Source organism: Roseateles asaccharophilus, assembly GCF_031458115.1.
Taxonomy (GTDB): domain Bacteria; phylum Pseudomonadota; class Gammaproteobacteria; order Burkholderiales; family Burkholderiaceae_C; genus Pelomonas; species Pelomonas asaccharophilus_A.
Map to the genome: position 1 here is coordinate 25,327 of NZ_JAVDXV010000012.1, position 15,356 is coordinate 40,682.

12 protein-coding genes and 1 tRNA gene are annotated in these 15,356 nt (G+C 66.6%); 3 read left to right on the plus strand and 10 right to left on the minus strand.

Translation table 11 applies throughout. The features are described 5' to 3' along the window. Position 1 precedes the first annotated feature (1 nt). Genes J2X21_RS25080 through J2X21_RS25090 form a run of 3 tightly spaced genes read left to right on the plus strand, consistent with a single transcriptional unit; the run spans position 2 to position 5,642 of the window. On the plus strand, positions 2-1,234 hold the full coding sequence (locus J2X21_RS25080) for a TolC family protein (RefSeq protein ID WP_310332875.1): 1,233 nt from the start codon (positions 2-4) through the stop codon (positions 1,232-1,234). Beyond that, entirely contained in the window at positions 1,231-2,469 is a 1,239-nt protein-coding gene (locus J2X21_RS25085; RefSeq protein ID WP_310332876.1) for an efflux RND transporter periplasmic adaptor subunit, read from the plus strand. The genes J2X21_RS25080 and J2X21_RS25085 overlap by 4 nt, the downstream gene beginning before the upstream one ends. Beyond that, the gene (locus J2X21_RS25090) at positions 2,466-5,642 is read left to right on the plus strand and encodes an efflux RND transporter permease subunit (RefSeq protein WP_310332877.1); all 3,177 of its coding nucleotides are present in this window, start codon (positions 2,466-2,468) and stop codon (positions 5,640-5,642) included. Before J2X21_RS25085 ends, J2X21_RS25090 begins: the two co-directional genes overlap by 4 nt. A gap of 516 nt (positions 5,643-6,158) precedes the next feature. Here the strand turns inward: J2X21_RS25090 and J2X21_RS25095 are convergent. From J2X21_RS25095 to J2X21_RS25140, 10 genes are all read right to left on the minus strand, one after another. Then, positions 6,159-6,235, minus strand: a tRNA-Pro gene (locus tag J2X21_RS25095). Positions 6,236-6,292: 57 nt separating this feature from the next. Next, positions 6,293-6,829 (minus strand): MerR family transcriptional regulator, encoded by a 537-nt coding sequence (locus tag J2X21_RS25100; protein WP_310332878.1) that lies wholly within the window; start codon positions 6,827-6,829, stop codon positions 6,293-6,295. A gap of 35 nt (positions 6,830-6,864) precedes the next feature. Further along, positions 6,865-7,233 (minus strand): integration host factor subunit alpha, encoded by a 369-nt coding sequence (locus J2X21_RS25105; protein ID WP_310332879.1) that lies wholly within the window; start codon positions 7,231-7,233, stop codon positions 6,865-6,867. A 19-nt stretch (positions 7,234-7,252) separates the two neighbouring features. Then, the gene (gene pheT, locus J2X21_RS25110) at positions 7,253-9,694 is read right to left on the minus strand and encodes a phenylalanine--tRNA ligase subunit beta (RefSeq protein WP_310332880.1); all 2,442 of its coding nucleotides are present in this window, start codon (positions 9,692-9,694) and stop codon (positions 7,253-7,255) included. A gap of 15 nt (positions 9,695-9,709) precedes the next feature. Continuing rightward, entirely contained in the window at positions 9,710-10,753 is a 1,044-nt protein-coding gene (gene pheS, locus J2X21_RS25115; protein ID WP_310332881.1) for a phenylalanine--tRNA ligase subunit alpha, read from the minus strand. A gap of 84 nt (positions 10,754-10,837) precedes the next feature. Beyond that, positions 10,838-11,194, minus strand: coding sequence for a 50S ribosomal protein L20 (gene rplT / locus J2X21_RS25120; protein WP_025564000.1), 357 nt, complete (start codon positions 11,192-11,194; stop codon positions 10,838-10,840). A gap of 26 nt (positions 11,195-11,220) precedes the next feature. After that, on the minus strand, positions 11,221-11,424 hold the full coding sequence (gene rpmI, locus J2X21_RS25125; protein WP_028601240.1) for a 50S ribosomal protein L35: 204 nt from the start codon (positions 11,422-11,424) through the stop codon (positions 11,221-11,223). A 119-nt stretch (positions 11,425-11,543) separates the two neighbouring features. Continuing rightward, on the minus strand, positions 11,544-12,089 hold the full coding sequence (gene infC, locus J2X21_RS25130) for a translation initiation factor IF-3 (protein ID WP_310333015.1): 546 nt from the start codon (positions 12,087-12,089) through the stop codon (positions 11,544-11,546). 69 nt (positions 12,090-12,158) lie between these two features. Continuing rightward, positions 12,159-14,066 carry a threonine--tRNA ligase gene (thrS, locus tag J2X21_RS25135; protein ID WP_310332882.1) on the minus strand — a complete coding sequence of 636 codons (1,908 nt, stop codon included), beginning with the start codon at positions 14,064-14,066 and terminating at the stop codon, positions 12,159-12,161. Positions 14,067-14,258: 192 nt separating this feature from the next. Next, positions 14,259-15,356 carry a patatin-like phospholipase family protein gene (locus J2X21_RS25140; protein ID WP_310332883.1) on the minus strand — a complete coding sequence of 366 codons (1,098 nt, stop codon included), beginning with the start codon at positions 15,354-15,356 and terminating at the stop codon, positions 14,259-14,261.

The following is a 15,356-nucleotide window of genomic DNA, read 5'->3' on the forward strand; positions in this document are numbered from 1 at the left end:
CATGCCATCACCACGTTTCCTGCGTGCAGTCGCCCTGGCTGCCGCATTGCTGCCCGCCCTGAGCGGTGCAGCCCCCCTCACGCTCGACCAGGCCTTCGAACTGGCCGTCCAGCGTTCCGAGTCCGCTCGTGCTGCCCGAGCTGGTGTGACCAGCGCGGCCGAGGCCGCCCAGGCTGCCGGCCAACTACCCGACCCTGTGCTGCGCGCGGGCGTCGACAACCTGCCCATCTCCGGGACCGACCGCTTCAGTTCCCGGGATTCGATGACGATGAAGCGCATCGGCATCAGCCAGGAATGGCTCTCGGCCGAGAAGCGCGCCGCGCGGCAAGCCGCTGCCGATGCGATGGTCGGGCGTGAGGGTGCTGCTGTGCAGGCCGCCGCCGCCGAAGTGCGTCTCCAGACGGGCCTGGCCTATCTGGAAGCCTGGTTCGCTGGCGAGACGCTCCAGCTCACGGCACTGACGGAGCACCACGCCCACGAAGAGCTTGAAGCCGCGCGCGCCCGGCTGTCCTCCGCGACCGGCAGCAGCCAGGAAGTCCTGGCGCTGACCGGCGCACGGGGCGTCACCGAAGACGAGACCGCCGAGGTGCGACAGCAGCAGGCCACGGCGCGGGCGGTGCTGGAGCGCTGGGTGGGCGCACAAGTCGACGACCTGGCTGCGCCTGCGAGCCTCGCGATACCGGAAGAGCAGGCCTATGTGGTCAACCATCCTGCGGTCCTCGCTGCGCAACTGGACGCTGAGTTGGCGCGCAGGGAAGCAGAGCTGACACGAAGCAGCCGCAACCCGAACTGGTCCTGGGAGGTCAGCTACGGTCAGCGCTCTGGCTATCCCGACATGGTCTCAGTCGGCGTCAGCATCCCCCTGACCGTCGCGCCGGCGCGGCGTCAGGACCGCGACATCGCGTCCAAGCTGGCACTGACGGAGAAGGCGGAGGCCGCATTGGCCGAGGCCATGCGGATGGCCACTGGCGAATACCGCGCGCTTGCGAGCGACGTAAAACGCCTTGCCGAGCGCATCGAGCGCTACCGCGCGACCGTTGCCACGGTGGCGCAGCAGCGCACAGTCGCTGCGTTGGCCGCCTACCGATCCAACCAAGTTCCTCTCATGACGCTGTTCGAGGCGCGCCATGCCGAGGTCGAAGCGCAGAGAAAGCTGCTTGCCCTGCAGCGCGACCTGGCCAAGACCCAGGCCCAGCTTGCCCTCAAACCCATCCTCGAAGGAGCCGCACGATGAAGCGCGCAACTCTGGTCGCCACGCTCGTCGCTGGCGGCGCTCTGCTGGCCGTTGGCGGGTTCTACACCGGCCGCTCGACGCAACCCACCGCCTCCGCACCGGGAGCCCCTGCCACCGCGGCAGAGCGCAAGCCGCTGTATTGGCATGACCCCATGGTTCCCGGGCCGCGCTTCGACAAGCCGGGCAAGTCACCCTTCATGGACATGAAGCTCGTGCCGGTCTACGCCGATGAGGGCGGGGACGCCGGTGTGCGCATCAGCCCGGCTCTGCAGCAGAACCTGGGCATACGCACGGCCATGGTGACTCGGGCCAGCACCGCGTCCAGCTTTGAGGCTGTGGGTGCCGTGCAGTTCAACGAGCGGCTGGACGTGGCTGTGCAAAGCCGCGTGGCCGGCTATGTCGAGAAGCTGCAGGTGCGCGCCGCAATGGAACGGGTACGCCCGGGCCAGGCGCTGGCCACCGTCTACGCGCCCGAATGGCTGGGACCGATCAACGAGCTGCTGGCGCTCAAGCGCACGGGCGTAGCGCCAGCCCTCGTTGCAGCGGCGCGCGAGCGGCTCAAGGCCATGTCTGTCCCCGATGGCCTGGTGCGCCAGAGCGAAGAGAGAGGCATCGCGCAGGCGCGCTACACGCTGCACGCGCCGGCCGGTGGCGTCGTCGCGGAGCTGGGCGTACGGGAAGGCTCCGCCGTCAGCCCGGGCATGACGTTGTTCCGCATCGCAGGGCTGGAAAAGGTCTGGGCCGTCGTCGACGTGCCTGAGGCGCAAGCCTTGCAGCTCAAGCCTGGCCAGAAAGTGACGGCCACCGCGCAGGCCGACGTCACGCAAACCTTCACCGGCACGCTGGCCGAGGTCATCCCGCAGGTCAACCCGAGCAGCCGCACGCTGCAGGCCCGCTTCGAGGTGGACAACCGCGCCGGGCGCTTGACGCCCGGCATGCTGCTGCGCGTTCAGGTGGCCGGGCCATCCGTCTCACGCCTGCTGGTTCCGGCCGAGGCGGTCATTCGCACCGGCACCCGCGCGGTCGTCATCGTTCGCAAGGGCGATGGCAGCTTCGAGCCGCGTGACGTGAAGCTGGGCGCCGAGCTGGGCGAGCAGTTCGAGGTGGTGGAGGGCTTGAGCGAGGGCGACCAGGTCGTGGCCAGCGGCCAGTTCCTTGTCGACTCCGAAGCGCGCCTGCGCTCGGTGCTGGGCGGCATGTCGGCAGCCTCGGCGCCGCAGGGAGGCGCGCAATGATTGCCGCCTTGATCCGCTGGTCGGTGGGCAACCGCTTCCTGGTGCTCATCGCCACGGCCTCCCTCGTGGCCGCCGGCATCTGGTCGGCCTTGCACACGCCGGTCGACGCGCTGCCGGACCTGTCCGATACCCAGGTCATCGTGCGCACCAGCTACCCGGGCAAGCCGCCCCAGGTGGTGGAAGACCTCGTCACCTATCCGCTGACCACCACGCTGCTCAGTGTGCCGGGCGCGAAGACCGTGCGCGGCTATTCCTTCTTCGGCGACTCCTTCGTCTATGTCCTCTTCGACGACAAGACCGACCCCTACTGGGCACGCTCGCGGGTGGTTGAGTCCTTGAGCCAGGTGCAAAGCAAGCTGCCGGCCGGCGCAACGGCGGCTCTGGGGCCGGATGCGACCGGCGTGGGCTGGGTCTACGAGTACGCGCTGGTGGACCGCAGCGGCAAGACCGACCTGGGGCAGTTGCGCGCGCTGAACGACTGGTTCCTCAAGTTCGAGCTGAAGACCGTGCCCGACGTGGCCGAGGTGGCCAGCGTGGGCGGCATGGTGCGCCAGTACCAGGTGGTACTGGACCCCGACCGCATGCGCGCCCAGGGCATCACGCATGCCATGGTGGTGGAGGCGCTGGGCAAGGCCAACCAGGCTTCGGGCGGCTCGGTCGTTGAAATGGCCGAGACCGAGGTCATGGTGCGCTCGCGCGGCTTCCTGAAGTCGCTGGACGACTTCCGCACCATCCCGCTGAAGGTGGTCGGCGCGACGCCTGTGCTGCTGCGGGACGTGGCCTTCGTGCAGGTCGGTCCCGAGATGCGCCGCGGCGTGGCCGAACTGGACGGCCAGGGCGAGGTGACGGGCGGCATCGTGGTGATGCGGTCGGGCAAGAACGCGCGCAGCGTCATCGCTGCGGTGAAGGCGCGGCTGGAGGCCCTGAAGCCCAGCCTGCCGGCCGGCGTGGAGGTGGTGGAGACCTATGACCGCTCCCTGTTGATCGACCGCGCCGTGGACAACCTGCGCGAGAAGCTGGTGGAGGAGTTCATCGTCGTGGCCCTCGTCTGCGCCGTGTTCCTGTTTCATCTGCGCTCGGCCCTCGTCGCTGTTGTCACGCTGCCCGTGGGCGTGCTCACGGCCTTCATCGTCATGCACTGGCAGGGCGTCAGCGCCAACATCCTCAGCCTGGGCGGCGTGGCCATCGCGCTGGGCGCCATGGTGGACGCCAGCGTCGTGCTGGTGGAGGCGGCACACAAGCATGTGGAGCATTTCGAGGAAGAACACAGCCGCCAGCCGGGCGACGCCGAGCGCTGGGCGCTGATGGCCAAGGCCGCGGTAGAGGTGGGGCCGGCGCTGTTCTTCTCGCTGCTGGTCATCACGCTGTCCTTCCTGCCCGTGTTCACGTTGGAGGCGCAGGAGGGGCGGCTGTTCTCGCCGCTGGCCTTCACCAAGACCTATGCGATGGCGGCGGCCGCAGGCCTGTCAGTCACGCTGGTGCCGGTGCTGATGGGCTATCTCATTCGCGGTCGCATCCCTAAGGAAACGGCTAACCCCATCAACCGCGGGCTTATCGCGGTCTACCGGCCAGCGCTGGAGGTCGTGCTGCGCTGGCCCAAGGCCACGCTGGTCATCGCTGTCCTGGTGCTGGCTGTCACGGTCGTGCCGGTGCTGCGGCTGGGCGGCGAGTTCATGCCGCCGCTGGACGAGGGCGACCTGCTCTACATGCCCTCGGCGCTGCCGGGCCTGCCGGTGTCCAAGGCGGCCGAGCTGTTGCAGCAGACGGACCGGCTCATCAAGACGGTGCCTGAGGTGGCGCGCGTCTTCGGCAAGGCCGGGCGGGCCGACACGGCCACCGATCCCGCGCCGCTGGAGATGTTCGAGACAACCATCCAGTTCAAGCCGCGCGAGCAGTGGCGGCCCGGCATGACGCCGGACAAGCTGGTCGAGGAACTGGACCGCGTCGTCAAGGTGCCGGGCCTTTCCAACGTCTGGGTGCCGCCCATTCGCAACCGCATCGACATGCTGGCCACAGGCATCAAGAGCCCCGTGGGCATCAAGGTCGCCGGCACTGACCTGGCCACGCTGGACCGGCTCACCACGCGCATCGAGGCCGTCGTCAAGGCGGTGCCGGGCGTGTCGTCGGCGCTGGCCGAGCGGCTGACCGGCGGGCGCTATGTGGACGTGGACGTGGACCGCCCGGCAGCCGCCCGCTACGGCCTGGCCGTGGCCGACGTGCAGGCTATCGTGGCCTCGGCCATCGGCGGCGACAACGTGGGCGAGATCATCCAGGGCCGCGAGCGCTTCCCCATCAATCTGCGTTACCCGCGCGAGCTGCGCGATTCACTGGAGGGCCTGCGCCGCTTGCCCTTTGTGACGCCGGGCGGCGCGACCGTGCTGTTGCAGGACGTGGCTCGCGTGCATGTCGAAGACGGCCCGCCCATGGTGCGCAGCGAGAACGCGCGCCTGTCGGGCTGGGTCTATGTGGACGTGCGCGGCCGCGACCTGCGCTCCGTGGTGCGCGACATGCAGGCGGCCGTCGCCGCGCAGGTGGCCATGCCGGCCGGCTACGCGGTGTCGTGGTCGGGGCAGTTCGAATACCTGGAGCGCGCGACAGAGCGGCTGAAGGCGGTTGTGCCGTTGACGCTGGTCGTCATCTTCGTGCTGCTGTACCTGCTTTTCCGATCGGCGGGCGACGCGCTGCTCGTGATGGCTGCGGTGCCGTTCTCGCTGGTGGGCGGCTTCTGGCTGATCTGGGCGCTGGGGCATGCCATCTCGGTGGCAACCGCCGTGGGCTTCATTGCGCTGGCGGGCGTGGCGGCGGAGTTTGGCGTGGTGATGCTGGTCTACCTGAAACAGGCTTACGACCAGCGCCTAGCTACGGGCGCTGTCGACGACGAGGTCACGCTGCTGGCCGCTGTGCGCGAGGGCGCGGTGCATCGTGTGCGACCCAAGGCCATGACGGTGGCCGTCATCATGGCCGGCCTGCTGCCCGTGCTATTTGGCCACGGCACCGGCTCCGAGGTCATGACGCGCATCGCCGCGCCCATGGTGGGCGGCATGGTCAGCGCACCGCTGCTGAGCATGTTCGTCATCCCGGCGGCGTGGATGCTGCTGCATCGCCGCCGTTTAAGTCAGCGAGTTGCATCGCTGCGGATGCAGGTTCAAACCCTGGTCGAAACGAGAGGTTGAAGCTCACTCAAGACTTCGGGGCTCGCCAAACGGAAGGGGCCGGGCGCTGCGCGCCACGGCTGGCGGTGGACAACGCGTCGCGTTGCCCACCGCTGCAAAAATCTTGTCCTCAAAACTACGCTGACTCCGAGCACCGGACGGGGCGACTTTGGCGACCGGCCCCGGTGCTCAACAACGCCGGAATACGCAAAGGGGAAACCATGCTGACCTCGCCGAGCATCATTGCGCGACCCGCCCAGGCCTCTGGAGGCCGTCGATGCACGCTCGGCCGAGAACTGCAGTCCGTGCACGAGCGCCGCTGATGGCGGCGTGATCGCCAAGCCGGGGAGTGTGCTTGCTGGGGCCCCAAGCTGTCGCGGCTAATGACGAAGACGCGTCCCGCTGCGTCTCGTGATGTCCCAGGGCAGCTCCACGCTGGTATCCCCCTGGGTATCCCCCTGGACAAGAATTCGAGGCGGGCAAAGAAAAACGGGCTAGCTACCTGAGCAGCTAACCCGTTGATCTACTTCAATAAAATGGTCGGGACGGCGGGATTCGAACTCGCGACCCCTTGCACCCCATGCAAGTGCGCTACCAGGCTGCGCTACGCCCCGAATGAGCCAATCAGTATAGCCGAGTTTTTCGGCCCTTAGACCCGGTTCCGGCCTTTTTCAGCCGAGAAGGCTGGCTCTGATGGCCAGCAGTTCGGCGCGTACCTGCTCCAGCGAAGTGATGTTCTCGACCGCCAGCACCGGCAGCGTGAGCGAGGCTTCGGCGGCCTTCAACGGCTGAGCCGACACGTGGTGATGATGAGCGCGATGGATCGCCGCGGTGGCCAGCTCGACCGGCACATCGACGACGGCGACCTCATCGTCGTCCTCCAGCCCCTCGGCGGCATCAAGCGCCTGCGCGGCCTCGGCTTCGTCGCGGAAGTTCTGCGCGGCCGAAGTAGGCAGACCCTCGCTGAGTTGGTTGCGCGCGCCGCTGATCGTGAAACCCTGGTCGTAGAGCAGGTCGCGGATGCGGCGGATCAGCAGCACCTCGTGGTGCTGGTAGTAGCGCCGGTTTCCGCGCCGCTTCATGGGCTTGAGCTGGGTGAACTCCTGCTCCCAGTAGCGCAGCACGTAGGGCTTCACGCCGCACAGCTCGCTGACCTCACCGATGGTGAAGTAACGTTTGGCGGGGATGGCGGGAAGCGCCTTTTCCATTGCAAATCAACAAGTTCGCGAGGGGAAGGCAGACTCTACTCGAAGTCTTCGCCGCCCGGCGTATCACCTTGCACCAACCCCTTAAGCTTGTGGCTGGCGTGGAAGGTGACGACGTTGCGCGCCTTGATGGGAATGGACTCGCCCGTACGGGGGTTGCGGCCCGGGCGCGGCGCCTTGCGGCGGATGTTGAAGTTGCCAAAGCCCGAGAGCTTCACGTCCTGGCCCTTGACGAGGCTGTCGTGCAGGATGTCGAAGAAAGCCTCGACCATGTCCTTGGACTCGCGCTTGTTCAGGCCCAGCTTGTCGAACAGCAGTTCGGCCAGTTCGGCCTTGGTCAGCGTGGGCGTTTCCAGGCTGCCGATGACCACGGCGGGTTCGGGCTTCTTCGCGTCGTTGGCGTCCATGTTCCGTCCTCCTCCGGGCTCAACCGCGCAGGCGCGCGCCGAGTTGGCTGCCGGTGGCCGCCACGATGGCGGCCACGGCGGCGTCGATGCGTTCGTCGGTCAGCGTGGCCTCGTCGTCCAGCAGTTCCAGGCGCACGGCCAGGCTTCGTTCGTCGGCCTGCAGGTCGGTGCTGGCACCGGCGGCGGGCTTGAAGACGTCGAACAACTTGGCCGAGCGCAGCAGCGCGCCGCCGGCGTCCTTGATGGCCGCCATCAGCGCGTCATGAGGCGTGCTGTCCTTGACGACCAGCGCCAGGTCGCGCTGCACGGCCTGCTGGCGCGGCAGCGGCTGGCCTTGCGGCAGCGTGCGGGTCAGCGCGGCGTCCAGGTCCAGTTCGAACACGACCGGCGCGCCGCCCGTGATCTCGTAGCCTTGGCGCCAGCGCGGGTGCAGTTCGCCGACGACGCCGATGACGGCACCGTTCAGGCTCACGCGTGCGCTGCGGCCCGGATGCAGAGCAGGGTGTTCAGCGGCCTCGAAGGTCAGCGTCTGAGGCGCGAACAGTGCTTCCAGGTCGCCCTTCACGTCGAAGAAGTCGACGGCGCGATCCTTCTGGCTCCACTGCTGCTGGTCGGCCGGGCCCCAGGCCAGGCCACCCAGGCGCAGCGGCTGCTCGATGCCGGCGACCGACAGCGGGCCGTTGGTGACCGACGCATCGCGCTTGAACACGCGGCCCAGTTCGAACACGCGCACGCGCGTCGCACGACGCGCCTGGTTGTGGCGCAGCACCTGCACGAGGCTGCCGATGAGGCTGGTGCGCATCACCGAGAGCGGCGCGGCGATGGGGTTGAGTAGCTTGATCGGGTCGGTGACGCCGGCCAGTTCGCGCTCCCAGCGTTCCTCGACAAAGCTGAAGTTGATAGTCTCGAAGTAGTCGCGCGCAGCGACCGCGCGGCGCAGTGCATGCTTGGCCTGGCGCGATTCCGAGCCGGTGCGGCCGACGATGGGCGCCAGCGGCGCGGTGGACGGCAGCGTCGGGTAGCCCAGCACGCGGATGACTTCCTCGATGAGGTCTTCCTCGATCTGGATGTCGAAGCGCCAGCTCGGCGGGGTCACCGTGATGGTGCCGTCAGCAGACGTGAAGGGCAGGCCCAGGCGCGTGAACACGCCTTCGCATTGCGCTTGCGTGACCGGCATGCCGATGACCTTGGCGGCGCGTGCGACGCGCAGCGTCACGGGCTTGGCCTTCGGGACATTGGGCGACTGGTCGTCCATCGGGCCGACCTTGGTTTCCGGCGTGCCGCAGATGTCGATGATGAGCTGGGTGATGTGCTCGATGTGCTCGACGGTCAGCGACGGGTCCACGCCGCGTTCGAAGCGGTGGCCGGCGTCTGTCGAGAAGTTGTAGCGGCGGCCGCGGCCCATGACGGCCTCGGGCCACCAGAAGGCGGCTTCGACGTAGACGTTCTTCGTGTCGTCGGACACGGCGGTGTGGTCGCCGCCCATGATGCCGGCCAGGGACTCGACCTCGCGCGCATCGGCGATGACGCCGACCTTCTCGTCGACGGTGAGGGTGTTGCCGTTCAGCAGCTTGAGCTGCTCACCCGCCTTGCCCCAGCGCACCACCAGCTCGCCGCTGATCTTGTCCAGGTCGAAGATATGCGACGGGCGGCCGTACTCGAACATCACATAGTTGGAGATGTCGACCAGGGCCGTCACCGAGCGCTGGCCGCAGCGCTCCAGGCGCTGGACCATCCACGCCGGCGTTTTCGCTTGGGTGTCGATGCCCTTGACGATGCGGCCCGAGAAGCGGCCGCACAGGTCGGTGGCTTCCACGCGGACGGGCAGCTTGTCATCCAGCGTCGGCTTGACAGCCGGAAACTCGGGCTTGAGCAGGGGCGCGCCGGTCAGGGCGGCGACTTCACGGGCGACGCTGTAGACGCTCAGGCAATGGCCCAGGTTGGGCGTGAGCTTCAGCGTGAACAGCGTGTCGTCCAGCGCCAGGTGCTTGCGGATGTCCTCACCGATGACGGCGTCAGCGGCCAGCTCCAGCAGGCCGCCGTGGTCTTCGCTGAGCTTGAGCTCGCGGGCCGAGCACAGCATGCCGAAGCTCTCCACGCCGCGCAGCTTGCCGACGCCGATCTTGAAGGGCTTGCCATCTTCGCCGGAGGGCAGCTCGGCGCCGACGGTGGCCAGCGGCACCTTGATGCCGACGCGGGCGTTGGGCGCGCCGCAGACGATCTGCAGCGGTTCCCCATCGTTGAAAGCAGCGCCCGCATTGACCTTGCACACGCGCAGCTTGTCCGCGTTGGGGTGTTGCTCGGCTTCGAGAATTTCGGCGACGACGATGCCATGGAAGGGCGGTGCGACGGGGCGCAGCTCTTCGACTTCCATGCCGGACATGGTCAGCAGCTCGGCGAGCTGTTGGGTGTTGAGCGGCGGATTGCAGAACTCGCGCAGCCAGGACTCGGGGAATTGCATAGCTCTTCTTGGGAATTACTTGAACTGCGAGAGGAAGCGGAGGTCGCCATCGAAGAAGGCGCGCAGGTCGTTGACGCCATAGCGCAGCATGGCGAGGCGGTCGATGCCGGAGCCGAACGCAAAGCCGATGTAGCGCTCCGGGTCCAGGCCCATGTTGCGGATGACCTGCGGGTGCACCTGGCCGGAGCCCGAGACTTCCAGCCAGCGGCCCTTCAGCGGGCCGCTCTCGAACATGATGTCGATCTCGGCGCTCGGCTCGGTGAAGGGGAAGTAGCTGGGTCGAAAGCGCAGCTGCAGCTGGTCGGTCTCGAAGAAGGCGGTGATGAAGTTCAGGTAGACCGCCTTCAGGTCCTTGAACGAGATGTTCTCGCCCACCCACAGGCCTTCGACCTGGTGGAACATCGGCGAGTGGGTGGCGTCGCTGTCGACGCGGTAGGTGCGGCCCGGCGCGATGACGCGGATCTCGGGCATCGTTTCTTGGCCGGCATAGCGCTTGGCGTGGGCCTGCGCGTAGCGGATCTGCATGGGGCTGGTGTGCGGGCGCAGGTTCAGCCACGAACCGTTCTCGTCCTTCATGTCGACGTAGAACGTGTCCTGCATGGAGCGGGCGGGGTGGTTCTCGGGGTTGTTCAGCGCCGAGAAGCTGTACCAGTCGGTCTCGATCTCGGGGCCGTCGGCCACGTCGAAGCCCATGGAGCCGAAGATGGCCTCGATGCGCTCCATCGCGCGCGTGATCGGGTGCAGGCCGCCGGTGCCGCGGCTGCGGCCGGGCAGCGTCACGTCCAGGGCCTCGGCCTTGAGCTGCTTTTCGAGCTCGGCGGCGGCCAGCGCGTCACGGCGGGCGGTCAGGGCCGCCTCGATGGCCACCTTGGTCTGGTTGATCTCGGCGCCGCGGGTCTTCTTCTCCTCGATGCTGAGGGCGCCCAGGCCCTTCATCAGCTCGGTCACGCGACCAGACTTGCCGAGGAAGCGCGCCTTGGCGTTTTCGAGTTCGGCGGGCGTCGGCGCGGCGGCAAAGTCGCTGCGAGCCGCTTCAAGAAGAGCGTCGAGATCAGACATTCGGGAATTCGGAATGAAAAAGGGCCGACCCAGTGGGCCGGCCCTGAAAGTTTGCGTATCCCGACGAATCGGGATGGTTCGCAATCAGGCGAGCGCGGCCTTCACCTTGGCGAAGATGCTGGCGAAACCAGCCGGGTCGTTCACGGCCAGATCGGCGAGGACCTTGCGGTCGATCTCGATCTGGGCCTTCTTCAGACCCGCCACGAACTTGCTGTAGGACAGGCCCAGGCCACGCGAGGCGGCGTTGATACGGGCGATCCACAGCTGACGGAACACGCGCTTCTTGGTGCGGCGGTCACGGTAGGCGTATTGGCCCGCCTTCATCACCGCCTGCTTGGCGATGCGGAAGACGTTCTTACGACGACCGCGGAAGCCCTTGGCCAGGGCCAGGACCTTCTTGTGACGGGCGCGAGCGGTAACACCACGTTTGACGCGAGGCATATGTTTCTCCTTCTAGTCTTGGTGGATTACAGGCCGGCGAAAGGCAACATTTGAGCCATGTGGCCCATGTTGGTTTCGTGCACGTTCACAGCGCCGCGCAGCTGACGCTTGTTCTTCGTGGTCTTCTTGGTCAGGATGTGGCGCTTGAACGCCTGACCGCGCTTGACGGTGCCACCCGGACGAACGCGAAAACGCTTTTTCGCGCTGCTCTTGGTCTTCATCTTGGGCATGTGAATGCTCCTTTTAAGTGTGTCCCTGGGGCGGTGGCGGAGGGCCCGCCACGCTTGTTGGCCTCAGGAGACTTGTGAACCGGCGGGCGACCAAACCCACCGGTTGAACTCTGCGGGTCTCAGCGCTTCTTGGGCGCCAGGACCATGATCATCTGCCGACCTTCGAGCTTCGGCATGTTCTCGACCACCGCCACGTCGGCCAGTTCGTCGCGGATCCGCTCCAGCAGGCGCATGCCGATGTCCTGGTGCGTGATCTCGCGGCCCCGGTAGCGCAGCGTGACCTTGCCCTTGTCGCCGTCCTCGGCGATGAAGCGGCGCAGATTGCGCATCTTGATCTGGTAGTCGCCTTCGTCCGTACCCGGGCGGAACTTGACTTCCTTGATTTCGATGATCTTCTGCTTGGCCTTGGCTTCAGCGGCGCGCTTTTGTTCCTGGTACTTGAACTTGCCGTAGTCCATCAGCCGGCAGACCGGCGGATTGGCGGTGGCAGAGATCTCGACCAGGTCCACGTCCAGATCGCCCGCCATGCGCAGGGCTTCCTGGATGCTGACGACCCCGATGGGTTCATTCTCGGGGCCGTTCAGACGGACTTCGGGAGCCATGATTTCGCGGTTCAGGCGGTGCTTGCGCTCCGGAATCGCGCGACGGTCGGCAAACGTAGCGATGGTGTGGACCTTTCAACGGGCCCCAAGGCGAGGGACCCAAACAAAACAAATAGCGCCCGGACGGCTCTTTCAGACCTTGTTGGTGATGTCTGCGGAGATCCTGGCGAGGAAGTCCTGCAGGGGCATCACGCCGAGGTCCTGGTTGCCACGGGCGCGTACCGCAACGCTGCCATTCGCCTTTTCCTTGTCACCCACGACGAGGATGTACGGCAGCTTTTGCATGGAATGCTGGCGGATTTTATAGGTGATCTTCTCATTGCGCAAATCGGCTGAGGCCCTAAGCCCTTGTTTTTGCAGCGATTTCACAATTTCAGACACGTAGTCGGCCTGGGAGTCCGTGATGTTGGCCACCACAACCTGCGTCGGAGCCAGCCACGTGGGCAGGGCGCCCGAGTGCTGCTCGATCAGGATGCCGATGAAACGCTCCAGGCTGCCTACGATGGCGCGGTGCAGCATGACGGGCGTCTTGTGCTGGCCGTCCTCGTCGACGAACTCGGCGCCCAGGCGGCCCGGCATGGAGAAATCGACCTGCATCGTGCCGCACTGCCATTGGCGGCCCAGAGCGTCCTTCAGCGTGTATTCGATCTTGGGACCGTAGAAGGCGCCATCGCCCGGGGCGATGATGAATTCCACGCCGGAGGCGCGCAGCGATTCCATCAGTGCATGCTCGGCCTTGTCCCAGACCTCGTCGTAGCCGATGCGCGCGTCGGGGCGCGTCGCGACCTTGTAGATGATGTCCGTGAAGCCGAAGTCCTTGTAGACCTTCTGAAGCAGGGCGGTGTAGGCCACGCACTCGGCCAGGATCTGGTCTTCCGTGCAGAAGATGTGACCGTCGTCCTGCGTGAAGCCGCGCACGCGCATGATGCCGTGCAGGCCGCCCGTGGGTTCGTTGCGGTGGCACTGGCCGAACTCGCCGAAGCGCAGCGGCAGGTCGCGATAGCTCTTGACGCCGTGCTTGAAGATCAGGATGTGGCCCGGGCAGTTCATCGGCTTCAGCGCGTAGTCGCGCTTCTCCGATTCCGTCGTGAACATGTTGTCCTTGTACTTCTCCCAGTGGCCTGAGGCCTCCCACAGCGTCTTGTCCAGCAGCTGCGGGCCCTTGACCTCCTGGTAGCCGTTGTCGCGGTAGACGCGGCGCATGTACTGCTCCACCTCCTGCCAGACCGTCCAGCCCTTGGGATGCCAGAAGACGACGCCGGGCGCGTGCTCGTCGATGTGGAACAGGTCCAGTTCCTTGCCGAGCTTGCGGTGGTCGCGCTTCTCGGCCTCCTCCAGCATCGTCAGGTACTTCTGCAGGTCGTCTTTCGTCGCCCAGGCCGTGCCGTAGACGCGTTGCAGCATCTCGTTGCGGTGGTCGCCGCGCCAGTAGGCGCCGGCCACCTTCATCAGCTTGAAGTGCTTGAGCTTGCCCGTGGATGGCACGTGCGGGCCGCGGCACAGATCCTCAAATTTGCCTTCCGAGTACAGCGACACATCCTGGTCGGCCGGAATGCTGCCGATGATCTCGGCCTTGTAGGCCTCGCCCATGGCCTTGAAGTGCTCGACGGCTTCGTCGCGCGGCAGCACGCGGCGCTGGACCTTCTCGTCCTTCTTGGCTAGCTCCGTCATCTTGGATTCGATGGCAGCCAGGTCGTCGGGCGTGAACGGGCGCTTGTACGAGAAGTCGTAATAGAAGCCGTTCTCGATGACGGGGCCAATGGTGACCTGGGCGTCGGGGTACAGCTCCTTGACGGCGTAGGCCAGCAGGTGGGCCGTCGAGTGACGGATCATGTCCAGACCGTCTTCGTCCTTGTCGGTGACGATGGATAGCTGGACGTCGTGGTCGATGACATGGGACAGGTCGACGACCTTGCCGTCGACCTTGCCGCCCAAGGCGGCCTTGGCCAGGCCCGCGCCGATGCTGGCGGCGACATCGCCGACCGTCAGCGCGGCGGGGAACTCACGGCGCGAGCCGTCGGGGAGTTGAATCGAAATCATGGGGTGCTCCGAGAGCGACAAACAAAAAAGCGCGGCCACTTGCCGCGCTTGATTGGTGAAGTCCGAAAAGGACTGGCGTGACGAGCCGCGGCCGACTAGGTACCTGTGACGGTGGTCGTAGTTCGCGGTGTCATAACCTGGGTGCCTTTCTCGCTCTTGTTGAAGGAGTCTTGAGGGGTGGGAGCGCGGATTCTAAAGCGACAGCGCCTGGATCGTGTCGCGCGAGGTCAACGCGGCGAATTCGTCGGCCAGGCGCTGGCTTTCGTTCACGGCGATGCGCCAGCGGCGGCGGCGTTCGTCGGCGTCCAGCTTGATGAAATCGTTGCGGTCCGGCAACTTGGCGCCGGGCAGTGTGGCGATCCACTCGGGGGACGGACACAGCAGCACGACGTTGTCGAGGAAGGCCGTGGCGTGGTGGCGGTGCTTCAGGGCCTTGTCCAGCCAGCCGGGCACGACTTGTCGCTGGAAATGCGGGTACAGCACCAACGGCGCGTGGGCCTGCTGCAGCGCGCGGTAGTCCAGGTGCAGGTGATAGTCGGTGATGCCGCCGTCCCAGTAGGCGCCGCGTGGTGCACCGGGCAGGTCATGCTGGGCCTGCAGCCAGAACGGGATGGAGCAACTGGCCAGCAGTGCGCCGCGCAGGTTGGCGCGCGACAGGTGGACCTCGCGGGTCGTGAAGTCGTTGAGCTTCAGCGGCAGCCGGTCGCGCGGGTCGGAGAAAACCACGCGCTCCAGGAAGCGGCCCAGCAGCGGGCGCGACACCGCGTTGGCCGCGAAGGCGCCCAGGTAGCCCAGCGGTGTGCGCAGCCGGCCCTCGCGCGCCAGCAGGCCCAAGCCCTTGTGCTGGCCACGTGACGTGACGATATGCAGTCGCCAGCGCGGGTGGGCCAGCACTTCCGCTTCGCGGCCCTCAAAAATCTCGCCCAGGATTTCACCGAAACGCTTGCTGACGCCTTCCGGCCGCGGGCGCTTCTCGCCCGGCAGCACGTCGTACTGCTGCGTCACGTAGGCCTCAGCCATCACGTTGAACGCGTCGGCGACATCACGGTGGGCGAGTGCTGCAGTGGCCATGCGCCAGGCGCCGATGCTGGCGCCGACGAGGTGCACGGTTTGGCGGCTTTGCGGCAGCCAATCGCCGAAGACGAAGCGGTCCAGGCCGTTGAGGATCAGGCCTTTGGGGCCGCCGGCCGCTGCGGGGATCAGCCCGACATCCTCGGCGCGCAGTCCACGCTCGGCCAGCCGCGCTCTGGCGGCCGGACCGGCAAAGATTTGAAGGGCGGGAGAACTCAT